Annotated in this window: 20 protein-coding genes; 8 read left to right on the plus strand and 12 right to left on the minus strand. The window is 59.6% G+C overall.

The window, feature by feature from the left end; all coding sequences use genetic code 11:
• Window positions 1-5 precede the first annotated feature (5 nt).
• Both ACSQ87_RS00355 and ACSQ87_RS00360 read left to right on the plus strand, forming a co-directional pair.
• Window positions 6-785 carry an N-acetylmuramoyl-L-alanine amidase gene (locus tag ACSQ87_RS00355; protein ID WP_436273134.1) on the plus strand — a complete coding sequence of 260 codons (780 nt, stop codon included), beginning with the start codon at window positions 6-8 and terminating at the stop codon, window positions 783-785.
• Window positions 786-860: 75 nt separating this feature from the next.
• Window positions 861-2,474, plus strand: coding sequence for an EAL domain-containing protein (locus ACSQ87_RS00360; RefSeq protein WP_150657808.1), 1,614 nt, complete (start codon window positions 861-863; stop codon window positions 2,472-2,474).
• A gap of 12 nt (window positions 2,475-2,486) precedes the next feature.
• Here ACSQ87_RS00360 and ACSQ87_RS00365 read toward each other — a convergent pair whose 3' ends face one another.
• Both ACSQ87_RS00365 and algB read right to left on the minus strand, forming a co-directional pair.
• Complete coding sequence (locus tag ACSQ87_RS00365) at window positions 2,487-4,277, minus strand: ATP-binding protein (RefSeq protein ID WP_436273135.1); 1,791 nt, start codon at window positions 4,275-4,277, stop codon at window positions 2,487-2,489.
• Window positions 4,278-4,287: 10 nt separating this feature from the next.
• Complete coding sequence (algB, locus tag ACSQ87_RS00370; protein WP_046044888.1) at window positions 4,288-5,634, minus strand: sigma-54-dependent response regulator transcription factor AlgB; 1,347 nt, start codon at window positions 5,632-5,634, stop codon at window positions 4,288-4,290.
• Between the two features lie 433 nt (window positions 5,635-6,067).
• Here algB and ACSQ87_RS00375 point away from each other — a divergent pair, with 433 nt between their 5' ends.
• From ACSQ87_RS00375 to ACSQ87_RS00390, 4 genes are all read left to right on the plus strand, one after another.
• Window positions 6,068-6,355, plus strand: coding sequence for a hypothetical protein (locus tag ACSQ87_RS00375; RefSeq protein ID WP_223432360.1), 288 nt, complete (start codon window positions 6,068-6,070; stop codon window positions 6,353-6,355).
• An 81-nt stretch (window positions 6,356-6,436) separates the two neighbouring features.
• Window positions 6,437-6,601, plus strand: a complete 165-nt coding sequence (locus ACSQ87_RS00380; RefSeq protein WP_003177151.1) for a DUF1328 domain-containing protein — start codon at window positions 6,437-6,439, stop codon at window positions 6,599-6,601.
• A gap of 789 nt (window positions 6,602-7,390) precedes the next feature.
• Window positions 7,391-8,722: a glutamate/aspartate:proton symporter GltP gene (gene gltP / locus ACSQ87_RS00385; protein ID WP_223432361.1), complete on the plus strand. Its 1,332-nt coding sequence runs from the start codon at window positions 7,391-7,393 to the stop codon at window positions 8,720-8,722.
• Between the two features lie 221 nt (window positions 8,723-8,943).
• Window positions 8,944-10,173 (plus strand): nucleoside recognition domain-containing protein, encoded by a 1,230-nt coding sequence (locus tag ACSQ87_RS00390; protein ID WP_150657803.1) that lies wholly within the window; start codon window positions 8,944-8,946, stop codon window positions 10,171-10,173.
• Window positions 10,174-10,292: 119 nt separating this feature from the next.
• Here ACSQ87_RS00390 and ACSQ87_RS00395 read toward each other — a convergent pair whose 3' ends face one another.
• The 9 genes from ACSQ87_RS00395 to ACSQ87_RS00435 all read right to left on the minus strand — a co-directional run bounded on the left by ACSQ87_RS00395 (window position 10,293) and on the right by ACSQ87_RS00435 (window position 20,588).
• Complete coding sequence (locus ACSQ87_RS00395; RefSeq protein ID WP_223432362.1) at window positions 10,293-10,919, minus strand: ABC-type transport auxiliary lipoprotein family protein; 627 nt, start codon at window positions 10,917-10,919, stop codon at window positions 10,293-10,295.
• Complete coding sequence (locus ACSQ87_RS00400; RefSeq protein WP_436273136.1) at window positions 10,916-11,854, minus strand: MlaD family protein; 939 nt, start codon at window positions 11,852-11,854, stop codon at window positions 10,916-10,918. The genes ACSQ87_RS00395 and ACSQ87_RS00400 overlap by 4 nt, the downstream gene beginning before the upstream one ends.
• Before the next feature lies 1 nt (window position 11,855).
• Window positions 11,856-12,659: an ABC transporter ATP-binding protein gene (locus tag ACSQ87_RS00405; protein ID WP_436273137.1), complete on the minus strand. Its 804-nt coding sequence runs from the start codon at window positions 12,657-12,659 to the stop codon at window positions 11,856-11,858.
• Window positions 12,656-13,804, minus strand: coding sequence for an MlaE family lipid ABC transporter permease subunit (locus ACSQ87_RS00410; RefSeq protein WP_436273138.1), 1,149 nt, complete (start codon window positions 13,802-13,804; stop codon window positions 12,656-12,658). The genes ACSQ87_RS00405 and ACSQ87_RS00410 overlap by 4 nt, the downstream gene beginning before the upstream one ends.
• A gap of 53 nt (window positions 13,805-13,857) precedes the next feature.
• Window positions 13,858-14,889 (minus strand): DUF5924 family protein, encoded by a 1,032-nt coding sequence (locus ACSQ87_RS00415; RefSeq protein WP_436273139.1) that lies wholly within the window; start codon window positions 14,887-14,889, stop codon window positions 13,858-13,860.
• A 221-nt stretch (window positions 14,890-15,110) separates the two neighbouring features.
• Window positions 15,111-16,499, minus strand: coding sequence for a M16 family metallopeptidase (locus ACSQ87_RS00420; RefSeq protein ID WP_223431378.1), 1,389 nt, complete (start codon window positions 16,497-16,499; stop codon window positions 15,111-15,113).
• Between the two features lie 56 nt (window positions 16,500-16,555).
• Entirely contained in the window at window positions 16,556-18,214 is a 1,659-nt protein-coding gene (locus ACSQ87_RS00425) for a Na/Pi cotransporter family protein (RefSeq protein WP_223431377.1), read from the minus strand.
• A 213-nt stretch (window positions 18,215-18,427) separates the two neighbouring features.
• Window positions 18,428-19,195 (minus strand): TerC family protein, encoded by a 768-nt coding sequence (locus ACSQ87_RS00430; protein WP_223431376.1) that lies wholly within the window; start codon window positions 19,193-19,195, stop codon window positions 18,428-18,430.
• An 85-nt stretch (window positions 19,196-19,280) separates the two neighbouring features.
• The gene (locus ACSQ87_RS00435) at window positions 19,281-20,588 is read right to left on the minus strand and encodes a CitMHS family transporter (protein ID WP_056738463.1); all 1,308 of its coding nucleotides are present in this window, start codon (window positions 20,586-20,588) and stop codon (window positions 19,281-19,283) included.
• Between the two features lie 319 nt (window positions 20,589-20,907).
• On the opposite strand from ACSQ87_RS00435, the gene ACSQ87_RS00440 reads away from it, so the two are divergent.
• Entirely contained in the window at window positions 20,908-21,309 is a 402-nt protein-coding gene (locus tag ACSQ87_RS00440; protein WP_223431374.1) for a GFA family protein, read from the plus strand.
• Between the two features lie 5 nt (window positions 21,310-21,314).
• Here the strand turns inward: ACSQ87_RS00440 and ACSQ87_RS00445 are convergent, their stop codons facing one another.
• On the minus strand, window positions 21,315-21,641 hold the full coding sequence (locus ACSQ87_RS00445; RefSeq protein WP_223431373.1) for a DOPA 4,5-dioxygenase family protein: 327 nt from the start codon (window positions 21,639-21,641) through the stop codon (window positions 21,315-21,317).
• An 82-nt stretch (window positions 21,642-21,723) separates the two neighbouring features.
• Here ACSQ87_RS00445 and ACSQ87_RS00450 point away from each other — a divergent pair, with 82 nt between their 5' ends.
• On the plus strand, window positions 21,724-22,389 hold the full coding sequence (locus ACSQ87_RS00450; protein WP_436273140.1) for an NAD(P)-dependent oxidoreductase: 666 nt from the start codon (window positions 21,724-21,726) through the stop codon (window positions 22,387-22,389).
• Window positions 22,390-22,396 lie beyond the last annotated feature (7 nt).

Consider the following 22,396-nt stretch of genomic DNA (forward strand, 5'->3'; position numbering starts at 1 on the left):
CTGCCATGAAATATCTATCTCTCATCGTGTCGCTGATTCTGTTGGCCGGTTGTGCCAGCGGCCCCCGGTTCGACACCCGTCACCCTTCAGCCAATTACGACAGCCGCATTCAGTTCGTGGTGGTGCACTACACCTCCGCGTCACTGGAGCGCTCGCTGCAACTGCTGACCCACGGCGACGTCAGCAGCCACTATCTGATTGGCGACGACAAGGGCGCCACCATCTACAAGCTGATGGATGAAAACCTTCGAGCCTGGCACGCCGGGGAAAGCGAATGGCAAGGCCGGACCTGGTTGAACTCCAGCTCCATTGGCATTGAAATCGTCAATCCGGGATTTAAAGACACCCCGACCGGGCGCCTTTGGTACCCCTATAGCGAAGACCAGATCCAATCCCTGATCGTCCTGCTCAAGGACATCAGCAAGCGTTACGCCATCAACCCCCGCAGCATCATCGGCCACAGCGACATCGCCCCGATGCGCAAGCTTGATCCGGGGCCGCTGTTCCCCTGGAAGCGTCTGGCTGCCGAAGGCCTGGGAATCTGGCCGAACGAGCAGGCCGTAACGCGTCAGCAAGCACAGTTCGAAGTACAACTGCCAACCATCAGTTGGTTTCAGGCACAGCTGGCCCGCGCAGGTTATCCCACCCCGCAAACCGGCGAACTGGATGTTGCGACACGTGATGTGATTGCGGCCTTCCAGCTGCATTTCCGACCGACACGTTTCGATGGCACACCGGATGCGCAAACCGCGGCGCTTCTACAAGTCTTGAACCAGACAAAATAATGACGCCCGCCCGACGGTCAGGGCTTTTTTCCAATCAGCAGCTATAACTCATTGGTAATTCTTCGGATATTCCCTATGCCTGCTGCTCGAGAGACACTTCGTAGTTGGTTCTTTCGCCCTTGGTTTTTGGCGATGCTGGCTGCTGCCTTGAGCGCGACACTTCTGATGGCCGGCAGCCTGTTCGTGGCCATGCATCAAGTCGAGCAGAGCGAAAGCGAAGAAATGAATGCTCAGGGCGAGCGCTTCCTTGCTCGTCTGGAGCAACTTTTCGGGCAGTTGCGTGAAAGCCTCGACGACCTGGAAGCCCAGCCGTTACGCGGCTGCGATGACGAAATGATCGCGACCTTGCAACAGGTCAGCTTCAATTACCGTTTCGTTTACGAAGCCGCTTATATGGACGCCTCGCGGATCTGTTCCAACCGCCCCCGGCAGGAAGGGCTGTCGATGATAAGGCCGCCAGACATCAAGGGGCCGACCTACAGTTACTGGCTGAACACCACTACCGAACCCGATGAAAACCGCGCCGCGCTGATGCTCGGGCGCGGCAATTTTCGTGTCGCGACATCTCGCGGGCATTTGACCGACATGGTCGACTTGCCACCGGGAAGCAGCCTGCTGGTGGTGCTCGACCACGGTACGCGCGCGATTCCGGTACTGGGTGTCTCACAGGCCTGGCCACCCACCGAACCCTGGCCCCCGAAAAGCCTCGACGCGCTACAAGTAACGCATTCCCGCTTGATTTACCGCATGCCCACCAACAATCCGGAATACCAATTGGTGCTGATCAGCCCGCGCACCGGTATGCATGTGCCCGCTGTCTGGTGGTGGTTGCTGCCGGCCAGCCTGGCACTCGCCTTATGCGTGGGTTTTCTGGTGCTTCTGCTGGTGCGCCAGCGACAGTCGCTGGACGCCGAACTGAGTGGCGCCATACGACGAGGCGAATTGCAGGTGCTGTATCAACCGATCTTCGACCTCGACAGCCGCAACTGTGTCGGGGCAGAAGCCTTGCTGCGCTGGCGACGGCCGGACGGCACCCTGACCAGCCCCGACCTGTTTATTCCGATGGCGGAGAACACCGGCCAGATCCGCCAGATGACCGACTTCGTCCTGCAACGCCTGCTTGAGCAGCTGGGTCAATTGTTGCGGTCCAATCCGCAACTGTACATCTCAGTCAACCTGGCGGCCTGCGACGTCATGGTGCCGCGTATCGGCCAAGTCATGGCGCGCCTGCTGACCTTGCACCGCGTCGCGGCAAAGCAAATTGCCTTTGAGGTCACCGAGCGGGGATTGATCGATGTCGTGGTAGCCCGGGAAAACCTGCAAGCCTTGCGGGATGTCGGGCATCAAGTGTTGATTGATGATTTTGGCACCGGCTATTGCAGCCTCGCCTATCTGCAAACCCTGCCAGTCGATTGCCTGAAAATCGATAAGGCGTTTATCGATGCGCTGGGTCATGACGCTGCAAGTAGCGGTGTCGCCCCACACATCATTCACATGGCCCAGGCCCTGCAACTCAAGGTGATTGCCGAGGGCATCGAACTTGAATCCCAGGCGGCGCTTCTGAGCAGTGAAGGCGTGAAGTTCGGTCAGGGTTGGCTATTCGCCCATGCGTTGAGTGCGGTGCAGTTCATCGAGCTGATTACCCGTGGTCGCCGATTGGCTGCCCGACGTCTCGATGACGAAGCCTGAAGCGGTTGCGGCTTATACCGACAGCGCCATATAAAACTGAGTACCCTGCCCTGGCCGCGAATAAACACCCATCCGACCGCCGTGCAACTGCACGATTTCCTTGCACAGCGCCAGACCGAGTCCGGCACCACCCTTCTTGCGACCCACCTGTACAAAGGGTTCGAAAATCCGCCCCTGCTGACCATAGGCAATGCCTTCGCCATTGTCCTCGACGCTGATAATCACCCGCTCCCCATGGCGTCGAGCCTGCAAACGTATTTGCCCGCCGGAAGCGGTGTGGCGCAACGCGTTGTCGATCAGGTTATCGAGCACCCGGTCCAGCTGCGGCTGATCGGCCGGCAATCGCGGTAATGGCCCTTGCACTTCCACTAGCAAGTCGATGCCCTGCTCTTTTGCAGGGTCGGCAAAACGTGCCCGGGCCTGCTCCAGTAAATCCTCGATGGAGCACGGCGCCAACGTGAGTTTCTGCAATCCGTTCTGGTAGCGGGAGAAGTTCAGCAGGTCGTTGATCAACTGCATCAAGCGCTGCATCTCTTCATTCACGGTGTCCAGCAGATCTGCTTCGCGCGAGTCCTGGGCAAAGTGCGCGCGCTCGCGAAACAGGCCGAACGCCATGTGCATCCCGGTAACCGGCGTTCGCAATTCATGGGAGGCGCGCAGCACGAACTCGCTGCGCACCCGCTCAAACGCCCGCTGTTCGGTGACGTCATGCAGAACCATCACGGCGCCGAGAATATGACCCTGTGTATGGCTGACCGGCGTCAGACTGAAGGTCAGCAACCGCGACTCACCGTCGACCTCGATGCTCAGGTCCTCAGGCGCCCGCTCCAGGGTGCCGCCGCGCAGCACCAGTTGCAGCTGATCATCGAGTTCGGGACGCTCAAGCGCCGTACCCAGACCCTGACCGAGACGATCGCTGTCCCAACCCAACTGACGCTGCGCCACTGGATTGAGGTGTTCCAAACGACCATCGCGGTCAATCATCAACAGCCCATCGTCGATGCTGTCGAGCACGGCCTGCAAACGCTGCTGGCCTGCGAGCAGTTCATCGATATTGGTGGCCTGATGCTCACGCAGGGCCTCGGCCATGATCCCGAAGCGCTTGGTCAGCTGGTTCATTTCCACGGCCGAAGAAATCGGTAGCGTCACTTCGAAATTGCCTTGGCCGATGTTGTCCGCCGCCTGGACCAGGGCCTCGATCGGTTCACCAAAACGTCGAGCGATAGCGTGGGCGGTGACGAAGCCGATGATCAGCACCGCCAGCCCCACCAGCCCGAGCAGGCCGGCAACCAGCAGCGCCCTCTCCCGAACCTGCCGTTCGGTGGCATTGATGTTATCCAGCGCACGCTGTTGCTCGACGATCAAACCATTGAGTAGCGCATTGAATTTTTCGGTGAGTTCTTTGTTGCCACTCAACACCTGTGCCGAGTCACGTGACAGGTCGTACTCCTGCAGAAATCTCAGGTAGTCAGTCTTGGCCTGTTCGAAACCGAACTGGTGCTCATCGCCAGCCTGGGCATGGACAATGCCGTCGTCAAGCAACTGGAAATAATGCTGCTTGGACGCCTCGAACGCTGCAGGATCCGGCTTCTCGCTGAGCATGATCATCAGCTGATCGCCCAGGGTCTGACGCAATTTCAGTCCAAGGTCGAGCGAGATGAAATTATTGCGAATCAGCGCTTCCTGGGAACTCGCCATCTGCATCACGCTGACCAGTCCGAGCAACAGCCCCAGCAGCGCCACGGTGATCAGTGCGGAAATACTCAGAAACAGCCGCGTGCGCAACTTCATCGCCAGTCTCATCGGAGACTGCTCACAAGTTGTACTGCTTGCGTTTTCGGTACAACGTCGAGGCATCGATACCCAGGGTCTTGGCGGCCTGGTCCAGGGTATCTGCTGTGGCGAGGACTGCTCCGATGTGGGCTTTTTCCAATTCATCCAGACTCAGCGCAGCGCCGATGCGAGGCGCGTTGTTGACCGGGGTTTCAGCCATGCCCAAGTGACTGATCTCGACCCGCTCCTGTGGACAAATGATGCTTGCCCGCTCCACAACGTTGCGCAGTTCGCGAATGTTCCCCGGCCAGCGGTAGCCGAGCAGCGCTTCACGGGCTTCGTCGCTGAAGCCCCGAGCCGGACGCGCGTATTCCTTGACGAAACGGGCCAGAAAGCGATCGGCCAGGTTCAGAATATCTTCCCTGCGCTCGCGCAGTGGCGGCAGGTGCAAGGTGATGACGTTCAGGCGGTAGAGCAAATCTTCACGGAAACGGCCATCGCGGACCATGTCTTCGAGGTTCTGGTTAGTGGCCGCGAGGATGCGCACATCGGCGCGGCGGGTGACCGGGTCGCCCACCCGTTCGTATTCTTTATCCTGGATGAAACGCAGCAGTTTAGGTTGCAAAACCAACGGAAAATCGCCGATCTCGTCAAGAAACAGCGTCCCACCGTCGGCCTGATTGACCCGACCCAGAGTACTTTCGCTGGCCCCGGTGAACGCGCCACGGCTGTGGCCGAAGAGCTCGCTTTCCATGAGTTCGGCGGTCAGGGACGGGCAGTTGATCGTGATGCAGGATTTCTTCGCGCGCTTGCTCCAACCGTGAATGGCCTGGGACAGCTCGCCTTTACCGGTACCTGACTCGCCGAGAATCAAAATATTGGCATCAGTGCTGGCCACCTGGCGGGCGGTTTCGAGCACGACTTTCATCGCCGGGCTGTGAGAGTCCAGGCCATCCTTGGGTTTGCGCACTTCGCCTTCAAGGGCTTCCAGACGTGCCGACAGTTGCCGCACCTCCAGCTGCTTGGCGGTGGCCAGGCGCAATTGGTCGGGGCTGCAAGGCTTGACCAGATAGTCGGCGGCACCGGCCTGAATGGCATCCACCGCGGTATCCACGGCCGAATGAGCGGTGACGATCACCACCCTCATCCACGGCGCCTGAATGCGCATTTGGGCCAGCACATCGAGGCCATTGTCTTCACCCAGTCGCAGGTCGAGGAAGCACAGGTCGAAGACTTGACGCTGAAGCAGTGCATCAGCCTGGGCGGCGCTGTTGGCGGTAGCGACGCTGTAGCCTTCATCTTCGAGGCAATAACGGAAAGTACGCAGGATGGCGGACTCATCGTCCACCAGCAGAATGCGGCCTTGATGCTCAGTGGCTGATTCCATTTTCCTACGCTCCTTAATGAATGATCTTGGTTAGTCCCGGAATAATCGGGCAAGTTGCATGGTTGATTCTGGTCGATTCCATCCACAGCAGCGTAGCTCTCTCCTCACCCTACGGCTAATCGCCTGATTTTATTGTTTTTTTATCAGATAGCCGGTTCACAGGCGATTCCCGCTGTCCCCTTGTGACATCCACGCCCTCCTCGCAATTCAAAAATATTGAAAGTTCTTACGATTCCATCGTGCATTACGCACGACTTCAAAAGGACCATCGTGCAGGATGCGTCCGATCCGTTTTCCACATCATTCATAACTATTTGATTTTATTGACTTTTATTATCATAAAAAGCTGGCATGCAGGCTGCAATGGTCTGATTAACCAGGGCATTAAAAGTCGCCCTTAACAAGATCACCACAGTGTGGGAGGAGCTTCAGGATGAGTCGCCAACGTGCCGCCCAGTTGCGTATCTCGCCACTGCATATCCAGCAAGGTCTGTTGGCTGTTCTGGCGCTACTGATCACTTTGATCGCCGGCCAGCAGTTCCAGCGTTGGGAGCAGAACCAGCAGCAAGAAGCGCCACGCTTGTCGATTCAGCACCCGACCCAAACCCATTTCAGCGCGGCCAGCAGTAACCTGGCTGACAGCCCCCCAATGCGAATGATGGACGTCGACCAGGCTCAGCCTGCGGATGAGACGCCTCGCCAGGAACGTTGGGTGTTCTAAACACATGAACTTGGCGCTTTCGATGCGCCGGGAAAAGCACCACGAGCAACACCTCTAAATAGAAGCGTAAGGAGAATCACCATGTTGAGCTGGGCAATCACATTCTTGATCATTGCCATCATCGCTGCGGTACTGGGCTTCGGTGGTATCGCGGGCACCGCCACGGGTATCGCCAAGATTCTCTTTGTCGTGTTCCTGGTGATGTTCATTGCTTCCTTCTTCTTTGGCCGTCGCGGTCGAGGGTGAACATGAGCGTTTTGGTAAAGACACTGGCAGCCGCCCTGCTTCTGGGCGGCAGTGCCATGCAAGAAAGATCCACACTGGTACTGAATTCGTAACATGAAAGAAGCAGCATGGCTTCTTTCCACTGCGCTACCCGAGGACGGTAGACGCATGATCAAGGGGCCGGGACGTTCTGCCTGTTTCAGGGGCGGAGTGACCTACGGGTACAGGGAGTGCCCGCGCAAGGGCCGGGTCAGGCAGAAGCTGCGACGCAAGTTCGTCGGTCACTCATGGATCGACGGACTTGCGAAGAGCTCATCAGTGCAAAGCGTTGTCTTAGAGCGTTCTGCTCGCATCTCCGCTTCATCTCCGTTAACCCCTCGCAAAACCATTTCGCGGTGTTTCTTTGGTGACCGTATATCGAGAAAACTGCGACTCGAAGACCGAGAATTTTCGCGCTTAAACGTAGGCTTTTTCCCAAGTTTTAGCCCACATTCCCTTGTTCAAAAAACACCCAACCTCCTCTGCGATGACCGGTTCACGGCACTTATGCCTGCCGAAATGTCGTATTCGAACCGGTTGGGACGCGAGTTTGAGTTAAAAAATCTCATGCCGATTCGGCATAGGGTAGGCGTTTACGGCATTAGACGTCGCTTCCTTGCATCTGAATAGTTGCGCCTTTTTTCGCCTGCCAGAGAGCCGATAACAAGCGCTCCGGGGCACCTTATACGGGGGTAGATGCACAAGACTTTTTCGCCACAAGCGTTCCAGTTCTTGCATCTGCCTGAGTCAAACGCAAGTAAGGGTAAAGATATGAAGAAGGCAAAGCTTAGCCTCGCCTGGCAGATCCTCATCGGTCTGGTTCTGGGGATAGCAATTGGTGCACTGCTCAACCACTTCAGTGCCGAAAAGGCCTGGTGGATCAGCAACGTCCTGCAACCGGCAGGCGATATCTTTATCCGTCTGATCAAGATGATCGTGATCCCGATCGTGATCTCTTCTCTGGTCGTCGGCATTGCTGGCGTGGGCGACGCGAAGAAACTCGGTCGCATCGGTCTGAAGACCATCATCTACTTCGAGATCGTCACCACCATCGCCATTCTTGTCGGTCTGGTGCTAGCCAACGTGGTCCATCCGGGCAGCGGCATCGACATGAGCACCCTGGGTACGGTGGATATTTCCAAGTATCAGGCCACCGCAGCCGAGGTTCAGCATGAACACGCGTTCATCCAGACCATCCTCAACCTGATCCCGTCGAACATCTTTGCGGCCATGGTCCGCGGCGAGATGTTGCCGATCATCTTCTTCTCTGTGTTGTTCGGTCTCGGTCTGTCGAGCCTGCAATCGGACCTGCGCGATCCGCTGGTGAAGATGTTCCAGGGCGTGTCGGAAAGCATGTTCAAGGTCACCCACATGATCATGAACTACGCCCCGATCGGCGTGTTCGCACTGATCGCGGTGACCGTGGCCAACTTCGGTTTCGCCTCCCTGCTGCCGCTGGCCAAACTGGTCGTCCTGGTTTACTTCGCCGTCGCCTTCTTCGCCTTTGTGGTGTTGGGCCTGATCGCCCGCCTGTTCGGCTTCTCGGTAATCAAGCTGATGCGCATCTTCAAGGATGAGCTGGTGCTGGCCTACTCCACTGCCAGTTCCGAAACCGTGCTGCCGCGCGTGATCGAGAAGATGGAAGCCTACGGCGCACCGAAAGCCATTTGCAGCTTCGTGGTCCCGACCGGTTACTCGTTCAACCTCGACGGTTCGACCCTGTACCAGAGCATCGCGGCGATCTTCATTGCCCAGCTCTACGGCATTGACCTGTCGATCAGCCAGCAATTGCTGCTGGTGCTGACCCTGATGGTCACCTCCAAAGGCATCGCCGGCGTACCGGGTGTGTCCTTTGTGGTGCTGCTGGCCACTTTGGGCAGCGTGGGTATTCCACTCGAAGGCCTGGCGTTCATCGCCGGTGTCGACCGCATCATGGACATGGCGCGAACCGCGCTGAACGTGATCGGCAATGCCTTGGCCGTGCTGGTCATCTCTCGCTGGGAAGGCATGTACGACGACGCCAAGGGCCAGCGCTACTGGAACTCCCTGCCGCACTGGCGCAGCAAGGAAAAATTGCCGGTCGGTGAAGTTTCCAGCAACTAATGCAAAACCCCCTGTGGGAGCGGGCTTGCTCGCGAAAGCGGTGGATCAGTCAACAGAGATGTTGAATGTGCTGACCTCTTCGCGAGCAAGTCGAATCGTCGCACCGCCGCTCCCACATTGGATTAGTGCAAGTAGTAATAAACAAACCCCGGAGAAATCCGGGGTTTGTCGTTTCTGGCTACCCCGCTATCATTCGCCGCATTCTTCGGGGGATTTGACTGATGCTTAATGGCCTGTGGCTTGGCTTCTTCATCGTGGCTGCCGTTTCGGCACTGGCGCAATGGCTGATCGGCGGTAACGCCGGGATCTTCGCGGCGATGGTGGAAAGCATTTTCGCCATGGCCAAGTTGTCGGTCGAAGTCATGGTCCTGTTGTTCGGCACCCTGACGCTCTGGCTGGGCTTTCTGCGGATTGCCGAGAAGGCCGGGATCGTCGAGTGGCTGGCCAAAGCGCTGGGCCCGTTGTTCCTGCGGCTGATGCCAGGAGTGCCGGCCGGGCACCCAGCCATCGGCCTGATCACGCTGAACTTCGCCGCCAACGGCCTGGGCCTGGACAACGCCGCCACGCCAATCGGCCTTAAAGCCATGAAGGCGCTGCAAGAACTCAACCCCAGCGACACCATCGCCAGCAACGCGCAGATCCTCTTTCTGGTGCTCAACGCCTCCTCCCTGACCCTGCTGCCGGTGACGATCTTCATGTACCGCGCCCAGCAAGGTGCGCCCGATCCGACCCTGGTGTTCCTGCCAATCCTGCTCGCCACCAGTTGCTCGACATTGGTCGGCCTGCTGTCGGTGGCGTTCATGCAGCGTCTGCGCCTGTGGGACCCCGTGGTGCTCGCGTACCTGATTCCCGGCGCCTTGGCCCTCGGTGCCTTCATGGCGCTGCTGGCGACGCTCTCAGCGACCGCTCTGGCCGGCCTGTCATCGATCCTCGGCAACGTGACGCTGTTCGGGCTGATCATGTTGTTCCTGGTGATTGGCGCGTTACGTAAGGTGAAGGTCTACGAAGCGTTCGTCGAAGGCGCCAAAGAAGGCTTCGACGTGGCCAAGAACCTGCTGCCGTATCTGGTGGCGATGCTGTGTGCCGTCGGCGTGCTGCGGGCATCCGGAGCACTGGACTTTGGCCTGGACGGGATTCGGCATCTGGTGGAATGGGCCGGTTGGGACACGCGCTTCGTCGATGCGCTGCCGACCGCCATGGTCAAGCCGTTCTCCGGCAGCGCCGCCCGGGCGATGCTGATCGAAACCATGAAAACGTCTGGCGTGGACAGCTTCCCGGCGCTGGTGGCGGCGACGATTCAGGGCAGTACCGAAACGACCTTCTATGTATTGGCGGTGTACTTCGGCGCGGTGGGCATCCAGCGGGCGCGGCATGCGGTGGGGTGTGCGTTGCTGGCGGAGTTGGCCGGCGTTCTCGGCGCGATCGGCGTTTGTTACTGGTTCTTCGGCTAAACGAGATCCCTGTGGGAGCGGGCTTGCTCGCGAAGAGGCCGGTACATTCAACATCTCTGTTGACTGACACACCGCCTTCGCGAGCAAGCCCGCTCCCACATTAGATGTGCGTGCGACCTTTATGGCCTTGGCGGCGGGGCAGCCTTCTGCCCTTGCTCAACCGCCCAACTCACCACCTGCGCCGTCAGTTGATCACTGGCCTGGCCAAACCCGGCCACCACCGCCGGCACCTTCGCATCACTCAACGGCTGGCGTACTTCGAAACGTCGGCTGGCGAGAATTCGCTGGTCATAACCGCGCACGAGCAATGCATCCAGACGCACGACGACGCTCGCGTGCGTTCCCTGGTATTCAGTCTGGAATGCCTGCAGGCTACCTCCCAGTTCAAGATCCGCCTGGAAGTTGCTGTCGTCGGTGCTCAGCAATGGCACCCGACCATCACGCTGGAAACCATCCAACAGACGATTGCGCAGCAACACCGGTGCCGGGTCGCTCCAGCGTGAAGCCGTGTAGCTGCTGATCAGATCACCCTGAGGGATCACGGCGATCTTTGGGCTGTTCAAAGCCTCGCTGGCCTGCGGCTTGGTCAGGCGCAGCGACCAGCGCTGCGGCGTCCCGTGACTGGCCGATGCGCTGCTCTGGGCCGAAGGCAACCGATAGACATCGGACGGCTCGGCCTTGGGCAGGATCGAGCAGGCGCTGAGCACAATGAAGCTGGCGAGGAGGGCGAGTCGAGTCAGCTTCATGGCGTGAACTCCTTGTTCTTGTCATTGCCCAGCAAATAACCGGTGGGGTTGGCTTCCAGACGCTGGGAAATAGCCCGCAACGACGTCAGGGTGTCGCGCAGTTCACGCACCGCCGGGGCCAGGCCATTGAGGCCTTGCATGCCGCTGTTGAGCGAATCCTGATTGGTCGTGAGCAACGTATTGATGGTCGCGCTGCTTTGCTCCAGCGATTTCATCGCCTGCTCGGCGCTGCCGAACATCTGCTTGCCTTGATCGTTGAGCATGCCATTGGCGTTGCGCATCAGCGCGGACGTCTGTTCCAGCATGGCGCCGGCCTGCTTGCCGACCGATGCCAGTTGCTGCATCGCCTGGCGAATATCGCCGCGCTGGTCGGCGATGGTCCCGGTGGTTTGCTCCAGATGCTCAAGGGTCTTGCTGATGCGCTCGACGTTCTCCGAAGAAAACATCTGATTGGCGTTGTGCATCAGCATGGACACGCCAGCCATCAGGTCGCCGCTGTCACTCAACAAGCGAGCGATAGGCGAGGGCGATGCAATAATTGTCGGTAACTCACCGTCCTTGCCCTTGAGCTTCGGACTCTGCGGAGTACCGCCACTGAGTTGAATGATCGAGGTCCCGGTGATCCCGGTCAGCGCCAATATGGCCCGGGTGTCTTCCTTGATCGGCGTATCACCGCCCAGACGAATCCGCGCCAACACCCGGCGCGGGTCTTTCGGGTCCAGGCGCAGGGTCACCACGTCGCCGACCTTGATCCCGCTGTACTGCACGGCACTGCCCTTGGACAGGCCGCTGACCGCCTCGTTGAAGACGACTTCGTAATCCTTGAACTCGGTGTCGACGCTGGACTTGGCCAGCCACAAACCGAAGAGCAGGGCGCCCGCCACCACAATCACGGTGAACAGGCCGATCAATACATGATGGGCTCGGGTTTCCATGTCAGACCTCCTTAAGCTGTTGAGCGGCGGTCAGCGCCGCGCGGCCGCGAGGGCCGTGGAAGTATTCGTGAATCCACGCGTCGTCAGTTTCCGAGACTTTGTCGATGGCATCCGCCACCAGCACTTTTTTCTGCGCCAGCACCGCCACGCGGTCGGTGATGGTGTAGAGCGTGTCGAGGTCGTGGGTGACCAGAAACACACTCAGGCCCAACGCATCGCGCAGGGTCAGGATCAATTGATCGAAAGCCGCCGCGCCAATCGGATCGAGGCCAGCGGTGGGTTCGTCGAGAAACAGGATGTCCGGGTCCAGCGCCAGCGCGCGGGCCAGTGCCGCACGCTTGATCATGCCGCCGGACAGCGAAGCGGGGTACTTGTCGGCCGCCGACAGCGGCAACCCGGCCAAGGCCATTTTCACTGCCGCCAGGTGCTCGGCGTCCTCTCGGCTCAAACCGGCATGCTCGATCAGGGGCAGGGCGACGTTCTCGGTGACCGTCAGCGAAGAGAACAGGGCGCCTTTCTGGAACAGCACGCCGAAGCGCCGTTCGACCATCGAGCGTTCGTGTTCGGACAGCGTCGGCAGGTTTTTACCGAAGACCTTCACCACCCCTTCGCTGGGCTGGCGCAAGCCGACGATGCTGCGCAACAGCACCGATTTACCGCTGCCGGAACCGCCGACCACGGCAAGGATTTCGCCCTTGTACAAATCCAGGTCGAGGTTCTCATGCACGCTCTGGCGACCGAAGCGATTGCACAGACCGCGGACTTCGATCACCGCCTCGGAGGGCGCTCGGGGTAGACGACTCACCAGCCCATCTCCATGAAAAACAGCGCGGCCACGGCGTCGAGCACGATCACCACGAAAATCGACTGCACCACGCTCGACGTGGTGTGGGCGCCGACGGACTCGGCGCTGCCGCTGACTTTGAAGCCTTCAAGACAGCCGATCGCGGCGATCAGGAACGCGAAGATCGGCGCTTTGACGATCCCCACCAAAAAATGCTGAACACCGATGTCGGTTTGCAGCAACGACAGAAACATCGCCGGCGAGATATCCAGCGACACCGCGCAAACCACACCGCCGCCGACGATCCCCGAAAGCATCGCCAGAAAGGTCAGCATCGGCAGCGCGACCAGCAGGGCCAACACGCGCGGCACCACCAGCAGCTCCATCGGGTCGAGGCCCAAGGTGCGGATGGCGTCGATTTCCTCGTTGGCTTTCATCGAGCCGATCTGCGCGGTGAACGCACTGGCGGTGCGACCGGCCATCAGGATCGCGGTCAGCAACACACCGAACTCGCGCAGGAAGGAGAACGCCACCAGGTCCACGGTGAAAATACTCGCGCCAAAACTCGCCAACACCGTCGCCCCGAGAAACGCCACCACCGCGCCCACCAGGAAGGTCAGCAGGGCAACGATAGGCGCGGCGTCGAGGCCGGTCTGTTCGATGTGCGCCACCATCGGCGTAATGCGCCAGCGTTTCGGGCGAAACAGGCCGCGGGCGATGGTTTCCAGAATCAGGCCGACGAAACCCAGCAATTGCAGGGTGTCCTGCCAGACCGCGTCAACCGCGCGGCCGATGCGGGTCAGCAGTTGAATGCCGACGCTGATTTCCGGCTCTTTGATCGGCACGCAGAAGTCGGTCAGCGAGCAATAGACGGTCTGCAACAAGGCTCGGTCGGCCGAGGACAGTGTGCAATCGGGGTGTTCGGCGGATCGGCCCAAACGCTCGGACCCGAGCAACTCCACCAGCAGCGACGCGCCGGCGGTGTCGAGCGCGCCGAGGCCGTTGAGGTCGATGTGAGTGCTGTCGTCGTATTGGCCGCGGAGCTTTTCGCTCAGTTGCTTGAGATCGGCGTAATGGGCAAGCGTCCAGTCACCCGTGACCCGCAACTGAGCAGGGGAGTGAGAGGTGTCCAGTCGGGCACTGCCGGGCATTGTGCTGCTGGTCATAAGCTCCGTGCTTTATCGGCTATTACGCAGCTCTACGTAATAGCACGAACGGGTTACTTTGCGGCAGTCGCCCCCGTGTTGTCCTTTACCACGAAGCGCAACACACCGATGACCTGGCCATCTTCGGTCAGCACTCGAACCTGCCATTTACCTGCGGGGTTGCCGGGGAAATTCTGCTTGTGGGTCCAGGCCCGATAGCCTTCCTTGCGCCCGCCGTGGATATCCAGCGGGATACGGTCGACCTCTTTGCCGTTGAACTGCCACACGTGATAGATCCGCTCATCCAGACCGCGCGGGGCGTTGATCGCGGTGTAGGCATACAGCCCGTCACCACGGATCTGGTCGGCGCTGACTTCTTCCAGACTCTTGCCAGGTGTGCGGTCCTGCATTTGCGTGCTGATCGCCACGTCGGTCATCCACAAGGTCGCCGGAGGCACCCAAGACCGAAGCACCCAACCGAGCGCGCCGATGCCCAGCGTGATACTGAGAATCGCCAAGGCGTTGCGCACGGTACGAATCGGGAAGATCGACGCCAGGCTCGGGAACGACAGCACGACGGCGGTGCCCAGGGCCAGTTTGAAGCTCTGAGCGGTGGTCAGGTGCAGGATGATGGGCAGCGCGGTCAGCAGTGCAGCGAACAGCGTCAGTGTGTGCAGTGCCAGGAACGCCCAGCGCCGGGGGGCCAGCCATTTGTAGTAGAGCGGGTCGATGATGGAAATCAGCGCGGCGATGCCCAGCAGCCCGGTAAAGAACAGCTGGCCGCTGTTCCAGGTGGTGGTGATAAAAAAGAACGGCAGGACGAAGAACAGGCTTTCCTGGTGGATCATTTGCGTGGCGTAGCGCAGCAGAGGTTGGGGGATTTCGCGTTTGAAGATCCTGGCGAACAGCTTGGTCAGGCTGTTTTCCAGCATCAGCCAGATCCAGCTGACCAGCATGATGGTGGTGATCCAGGTCGCCAGACCTTGCTGGCGATCCACCAGAATGAAGCTGCCGACCCCGGAAATGAAACCGCCGAGCGCAATGACCCCTGGGTAGCGCTTCATCAATTCCAGGATGCGCTGGACGTATAGGGTCAGAGTAGGCATTCGGCGGTTCGCAATAGTCGTGGGAAAAATCCCCGACAGGGTACCGCCGAGAGGGCGGCGTGGCGAGGGGCTGCGATCCGATCACAAAACCCTTGTAGCAGCTGGCGTAGCCTGCGTTCGGCTGCGAAGCAGTCGTAAAATCATTCAACGCGGTCCGTCAGGTTTATCTGACATACCGGATTGGCGACTGCTTCGCAGCCGAACGCAGGCTGCGCCAGCTGCTACACGGTTCGCGGTGCCCTTCGATGCAAGCGCCAACCCATCAGCATCAATATGCTGAGCCCCAGCACCCCGGCAATCGCCCACACAAACAGATCATCACTGATCAACGGCTGTTCGATCCGCAGGTAGCCCGGCTGCATGAGCAATTCACGCATGGCCTTGTTTGCTTCCTCCAGCGTCACCCCTTGCAGTTCCTTGGCCGGGTTGGCGAAACGGCCGTCCTCGTAGTCCCCAAGGGCACTCCAGTAATAATCGGCCAACGCGCTGTTGCCTTGCACGGCCCAGGCCTGGCGGGCGATGGCGGCCTGCTTTAGGCGGTTGAAGGTGTTGGCATTGAGACCGTCCCTGAGCAACCCGGCCTTCAGATCATCCAGCACCTGTTCGGCCTCGGGCACGTCGTCGCGCTCAAGGTCTGCGTTCAGGCTCATGAAGCCCACACCGCCAAACACCTCGCGCTCGACCGAAGGCCCGTAGGACAAGCTATGAGTCAGGCGCAGCTGGCGGTAGAGCGCCCAGTCCAGATAGTCCTTGAGCAAGTCGAAGGTTTCATCGTGCTGATCCTCCAGCACCGGCTCCGGTACCAGCCAATGCAACTTGGCACTGCCGCCGACAAAACCGTGACTCAGGGTGCGCTCATGGGCAGCACTGACCTGGATCGCCGGCAGGGGCAGGTGATCGGTCGGGTCGACCGCTTGAAGCGCGCCATAAGACCGTTCCAGATAGGCCGGCAGCAACCGCTCGAGGTCGCCGACCACGATCAGGGTCATGTTGTTGGGCGCGTACCAGGCCTTGCGTACCTTTTCCAACTGATCGCGGGTCAGGTGATCGACCTCAGGCCGCTCGGGGCATTTAAGGCCCAGTTCCACCGCCAGCTGATTACTCGCCGTGTGGCCAAGGTCCTGGCGATCCAGCCAGCGTTGCAGGTGCGAGTAATGGCCGCCGTCTTCGCGCTCGACCACTTGTTTGGCGGCGTTGATGGCGTTGTCGTCGATTCGGGTCTGGGTCAGCAGCGCCAGCAGCAGGTCGAGGACCTTGCGCTGGTTTTTCGCCGGGGCTTCGATGACGAACGTCGTGTCGGCATTGCTGGTGTAGGCGTTCCACTCGCCACCCAGGGCCTGCATGCGTTCTTCCAGCCCGCCTTCGCCCGTGGCGTCGATGCCGCTGAACAGCAAGTGCTCAAGCAGGTGCGGCAGCTCCTTGTCGGCGCAGCTAAAATCATCGATACCGACGCCGACCACCAGACGAATCGCCACATGCCCGCGCTCGGTGCCAGGTTTGAGCATCAATTGCAGGCCGTTGGGCAGCGTATAGCCCTCGACCTGAAAGCGATCCAGGGCAAATGAAGGGAATGAGCCAAGCAACAGACAGGCGAACAACAAACAACGCATAACGAGTTTCCATACGGCTAGCGTAAGTTCAACAGACTTCAGGCAACTGTGGACGTTCAGGGTGAATGAGTGATGTCAGCGAATTCGTCGACCGCCAGAGCACCGGTGTCGGAAGTTTCCAGCACCACATAGGCGCTGCTGCAAAACAGCGAATTCAGACGCTTCATGTCGGCAATCAACTCAAGGTGCAACGAGCTGGTTTCGATACTTTGCACGATCTTACGTTGCAATCGGCTGACGTGAGCATGGGCCAGGCGCCGTTCCTGTGCGCGAAAGCGACGTTTCTCACGCAGTAACTGGCGGGCACTTTCCTTATCAGCACTGAGGAACACCGACAACCCCAGGCGCAGATTGGATATCAACTGAGTGTGCAGCCCCGCCAACTCTTCCAGGCCGACCTCGGAAAAAGACCGGCGCTGAGAGGTTTTCTGCTGCTGGACCTTGCGCAACATGCGTTCGATGAGGTCGCTGGCGAGTTTAAGGTTGATCGCCAGCTCGATGATTTCCGCCCAGCGCCGGCTGTCCTGCTCACTGAGGTCTTCGCGGGGCATTTGCGCCAGATACAGTTTGATCGCGCCATAGAGCGATTCCACATCATCGGTCAGGCGCCGCATTTCCTGGGTAATGGCGGTTTGCTTGCCGTTCAGCACGTCGAGCATGGCCTCGAGCATGTTGTCGATCAGGTCGCCGATGCGCAGGGTTTCCCGGGCGGCATTGGCCAGCGCCAGGCTGGGCGTGACCAGCGCTGTCGGATCAAGATGCCGCGGTTTGGCAGTGCCGTTGGCTTGCGGGCGCTCCGGCAGCACCCACGCACAGAACCTGGCCATCGGCCCAACACTCGGCAGCAAGATCAGGCAGCGCGCGGTGTTGTAGAGCAGGTGAAAGCCGATGACCATTTCCTGCGGGCTGAAGTCCAGACTGTCGATCCAGTGCACCAACGGGTCGAGTACCGGGATGATCAGCAACAGACCGATCAACTTGTACAGCAGGCTGCCCAACGCCACTTGGCGGCCGGCGGCGTTCTGCATGCTGGTGCTGAGGAAGGCAAGGATGCCGCTGCCGATGTTGGCGCCGATCACCAGGCCGATGGCCACGGGCAGGCTGATCACTGCAGCTCCGGCCAGGGTCGCGGTCAGTAGGACGGCGGCCAGACTGGAGTAGGAAACCATCGCAAACAGCGCGCCGACCAGGGCATCCAGCAGGATGTCGCCGGTCAGTGAGGCGAAAATCACCTTCACGCCTTGGGCCTGGGTAATCGGCGCGGCAGCCTCGACGATCAGTTGCAGCGCCAGAATGATCAGCCCCAGGCCGATGCTGACCCGGCCCATCTGGCCCAGTCGGGTCTGTTTGCGTGACAGGAAGAAAATCACCCCGAGAAAGATCAGCAGCGGTGACAGCCATGACAGGTCAAAGGTCAGCACCCGCGCCATCAGCGCGGTACCGACGTCGGCCCCGAGCATGGTCGCCAGGGCCGGGGTCAGCGCCATCAAGCCCTGACCGACAAAGGAGGTGACGAGCATGGCGGTGGCGTTGCTGCTCTGGACCATCGCCGTCACGACGATCCCCGAGATGAACGCCAGCCAGCGCTTGGACATGTTCCGGCCAATCACATGGCGCAGGTTGGAACCGTAGACCCGCAGGATGCCGGTTCGGACGATGTGCGTGCCCCAGATCAACAAGGCCACGGCAGATAACAAATTGAGCAGGGTGAGCATGCTGGCCCCCTGTGGTGGTAGCGCCCCAAAGGGGCAAGTTGACGGTGCCGCGCGTTCTTCTACGTTCTGTACTTAAGCTGTAGTTGGCTAACGGTCTGCGCGCCAGCATCGCACAGCTAAAGTAGCGATTGAAACAAAACTGTCATAAAAACAGGTTGATGCAGATATGAAAAAAGGGCCCGAAGGCCCCTTTGTCATCACATGGCATTCGGGTTATTGACCCGGAATGTCCTTGCGCAGTTTCACCGGATCCTGCTGCTTGCGCTTTTTCATCATCGCGGTGCGCATCTTGATGTTGATCGCTTCCACCGCCAGCGAGAACGCCATGGCGAAGTAGACGTAGCCTTTTGGCACGTGAACGTCAAAAGACTCAGCAATCAGCACAGTACCGACGATCAACAGGAACGACAGCGCCAGCATCTTCAACGACGGGTGCTTGTCGATGAACTCGCTGATGGTGCCCGAAGCCCACATCATCACCAGCACGGCAACGACGATCGCCGCGACCATGACCGGTACGTGGGACACCATGCCCACGGCGGTGATGACCGAGTCCAGCGAGAACACGATGTCGATGATCGCGATCTGAATGATGGTGTAGAGGAAGTTGCCGCCCTTGCCGCCCGGCTCCTCATTGGTTTCGTCTTCACCTTCCAGCGCGTGGTACATCTCTTGCGAGCTCTTCCACAGCAGGAACAGACCACCGAAGAACAGGATCAGGTCACGCCCGGAAATGCCTTGGCCGAACACTTCGAACAGGTCCGCGGTGAGGCGCATGACCCAGGTGATCGACAGCAGCAACAGGATCCGCGTGACCATGGCCAGTGCCAGGCCGAAAATCCGCGTGCGCGCCTGCATGTGCTTGGGCATGCGGCTGACCAGGATCGAAATCATGATGATGTTATCGATACCCAGGACGATTTCCAGGGCGGTCAGGGTGAAGAAGGCAACCCAGATTTCAGGGTTGGTCAGCCATTCCATGTGTATTCCTTTGTGCGAGTGTTAAACCACGAAGGGCCCGGGCTTCAAACAACAAAGCCTGGACCCTTCATGGTGAGTCTTGGGCTTATAGAGTGCTGAACAGCGGAAAAATCCCCATCAGCAAAGCGGCGATCAGTATGCACATGCAAACCAGCACTGCCCACTTCAGGGTGAAACGCTGGTGATCACCGAAGTCGATACCGGCCAGGGCCACCAACAGGTAGGTCGATGGTACCAGCGGGCTCAGCAAGTGGACGGGCTGACCGACGATCGAGGCACGTGCCATTTCAACCGCGGTTATACCGTAATGACTGGCGGCTTCCGCAAGTACCGGTAACACGCCGTAATAAAATGCATCGTTCGACATGAAGAACGTGAACGGCATGCTCACCAGTGCAGTGATCACTGCCAGGTACGGGCCGAGGAAGTCCGGGATGACCGCCAACAGGCTTTTCGACATCGCATCGACCATGCCGGTGCCCGTCAGGATACCGGTGAAGATACCGGCCGCGAAGATCAAACCGACCACGGCCAGCACGCTACCGGCGTGAGCCGCGACGCGGTCTTTCTGCTGCTGCAGGCATGGGTAGTTGACGATCATTGCGATACTGAAAGCCACCATGAACAGCACCGGCAGCGGCAACAGACCGGCCACCAGGGTGCCCATCAGGGCCAGGGTCAGGGCGCCGTTGAACCAGATCAACTTCGGACGACGGGCATCCGGGAATTGCGAAACGCTGATTTCACTGTGGTCGATTTCATCGCCCACCAGGTGCAGCTCACCCAGGCGCGCACGCTCACGCTTGCCATAGAAGTAGGCAATCATGAGGATGGCCAGCACCCCGAAAGCCATCGCCGGAATCATCGGTACGAAGATGTCGGACGGGTCCACGTGCAGCGCACTGGCCGCACGAGCGGTCGGCCCGCCCCAAGGCGTCATGTTCATCACGCCACCGGCGAGGATGATCAGGCCGGCCATGATCCGCGGGCTCATGCCGATACGGGCGTAGAGCGGCAGCATGGCGGCCACGCAGATCATATAAGTGGTGGCGCCATCACCGTCCATGGACACGATCAGCGCCAGTACGGCGGTGCCGACCGAAACTTTCAACGGGTCGCCCTTGACCAGTTTGAGGATCTTGCGCACGGCCGGGTCGAACAGGCCGGAGTCGATCATCAGGGCGAAGTACAGAATGGCGAACATCAGCATCACACCGGTCGGTGCGAGCTTGGTGATGCCTTCGAGCATCATCGGGCCGATCTTCGGCGCAAAACCACCGAACAGCGCGAACAGGATCGGGATGATGATCAGAGCGATCAGCGCGGACAGGCGCTTGGTCATGATCAGAAACATGAACGTGATGACCATGGCAAAGCCAAGGAAAGTCAGCATGGGAATACTCCAGGCATAGCGCGGCTAGGGAATGGGCGAACCGGGTGGGTCAGCGCAGAACGGGAAGCACGAGGCGTATGGGCGGAGTGACAGCGAAGCGGCGGGTAGAAGAGGACATCAGGATCACCATTGTTGTTGTTAAATGGACCGTGCAAGCAATCAAACACTCACGTTGGCCAACCGGTCTGTTGCCGGCAGTGGGGGCGATCCTAATCGGGGAAGCTTTCAGCCAGCTTTCGCGGATGAAAGCATTGACCAGATGTGCAACCGGTCGTCGGACGGGTTCAATGTCCCTGAATACGGGGCAGGAGGAAAAAACATGGCCGAAATTCATACGGGCGGCTGCCATTGCGGACATCTGCGCTATCAATTCAGCGGGCCTTTGCACGACATCGCCCACTGTCATTGTTCGATTTGCCGACGGGTCAGCGGCGGGATCGTGACCACCTGGATCACCGTGCCCGCGTCAGCCTTTGAATGGGTGAAAGGGACGCCGGCGCAGTACGACTCTTCAACAACCTGCGTGCGGTATTTCTGCGACAACTGTGGGGCGCAGCTGGCGCTGGTCTCGCACCTGAGCCCGGACAGCATCGACGTGACCATCGCCACCCTCGATCATCCCGAGCAGGCACCCGCCGAAAAACATATCTGGACTGACAACCGTCTGCCCTGGCTGCATCTGGACGAACATTTGCCCGGCGAAGCTGAGGAACAGTTGTAAACTGATCAAAAAATAGACAGATCCAGTGGCCGAATCGCGCCCATCCAGATGGCATGCTCGGTGTGGTCGAGCAGATCGTCGCCGGTGTCCGGGTGCAGGAACACCACCAAACCCTTGCGGTTGAGCGCAAGCCAGGGCAGCACGTCGCCGATGTATTGCGGCTCGAAAGCCAACTGGCAGCTCCAGTCCGGGTGCGGGCCCACCGGGCGTTCATGGACGCGCCCCATCCTCACTGGAAACAGTTGCGCCGCCTGCTCACACAAGGCTCGCGCCTGAGGAAGGGTGCTGGCGTTGAAGTAGACATGGGCGTGGTAGCCCTTGATCTGCTGCATTTGAAACCCTCTGAACCGAGTCGAACCGGCGTCGTTTCCCACAGGTCACACGCCATAAAGATAGGAAGAACGGAGCACGGCCATGAAAAATGCCGAAACCCCGGTGGTGAAAGTGGTGCTTTATGGTGCCATGAGTAGCCTGGGCAGTGCGCTGATGGCTGAAATGCTGCGGCGCCAACATGAAGTGATCGCGATTATCGATGATTTGACGGCGCTCGCGCCGCGCCCGGGATTGCGGACCAAATCCGGTGATTTGTTCGACGCCAAGCGGGTCAAGCAGAGCGTCGCCGGCTGTTCGGCGGTGATCTGTCTGCTGGATGCACCAGGGTTGCCGATGAACAGCGAGCACGTGGAGAAATCCATCGTGCCCGGCCCGGTCGAGCAAGTGCTGGCGGTGGATGCTCTGATCGATGGCATGCAGGCCTCGGGGATTGCCCGGTTGTTTCTGGTGGGCGATTTCGAGGTATTGGACGATCCGGAGATAGAAGATCGACTGCAACGCCACGCCGCCGAAGAAATCCGCGAGGCCCTGCAAAGCAGCACCTTGCACTGGACACTGATCAATGCGCCGCGCGGGGTGGCTGGGTTGACCATCGAGCATTTCAGCCACGTCAGCAGCAGCCTGGAGCCGGGTCTCGCCGAACCGCTTGAACGGTTGAGCCGGGTGGCGACAGGGATTGCCGATGAGTTGCGGTTGAACCTGCATGTCGGCGAACACGTGAATTTCGTTGCGACTTCAGAATCGTAAAGATCGA

It is taken from the genome of Pseudomonas sp. LjRoot277 (assembly GCF_964253845.1).
Classification (GTDB): domain Bacteria; phylum Pseudomonadota; class Gammaproteobacteria; order Pseudomonadales; family Pseudomonadaceae; genus Aquipseudomonas.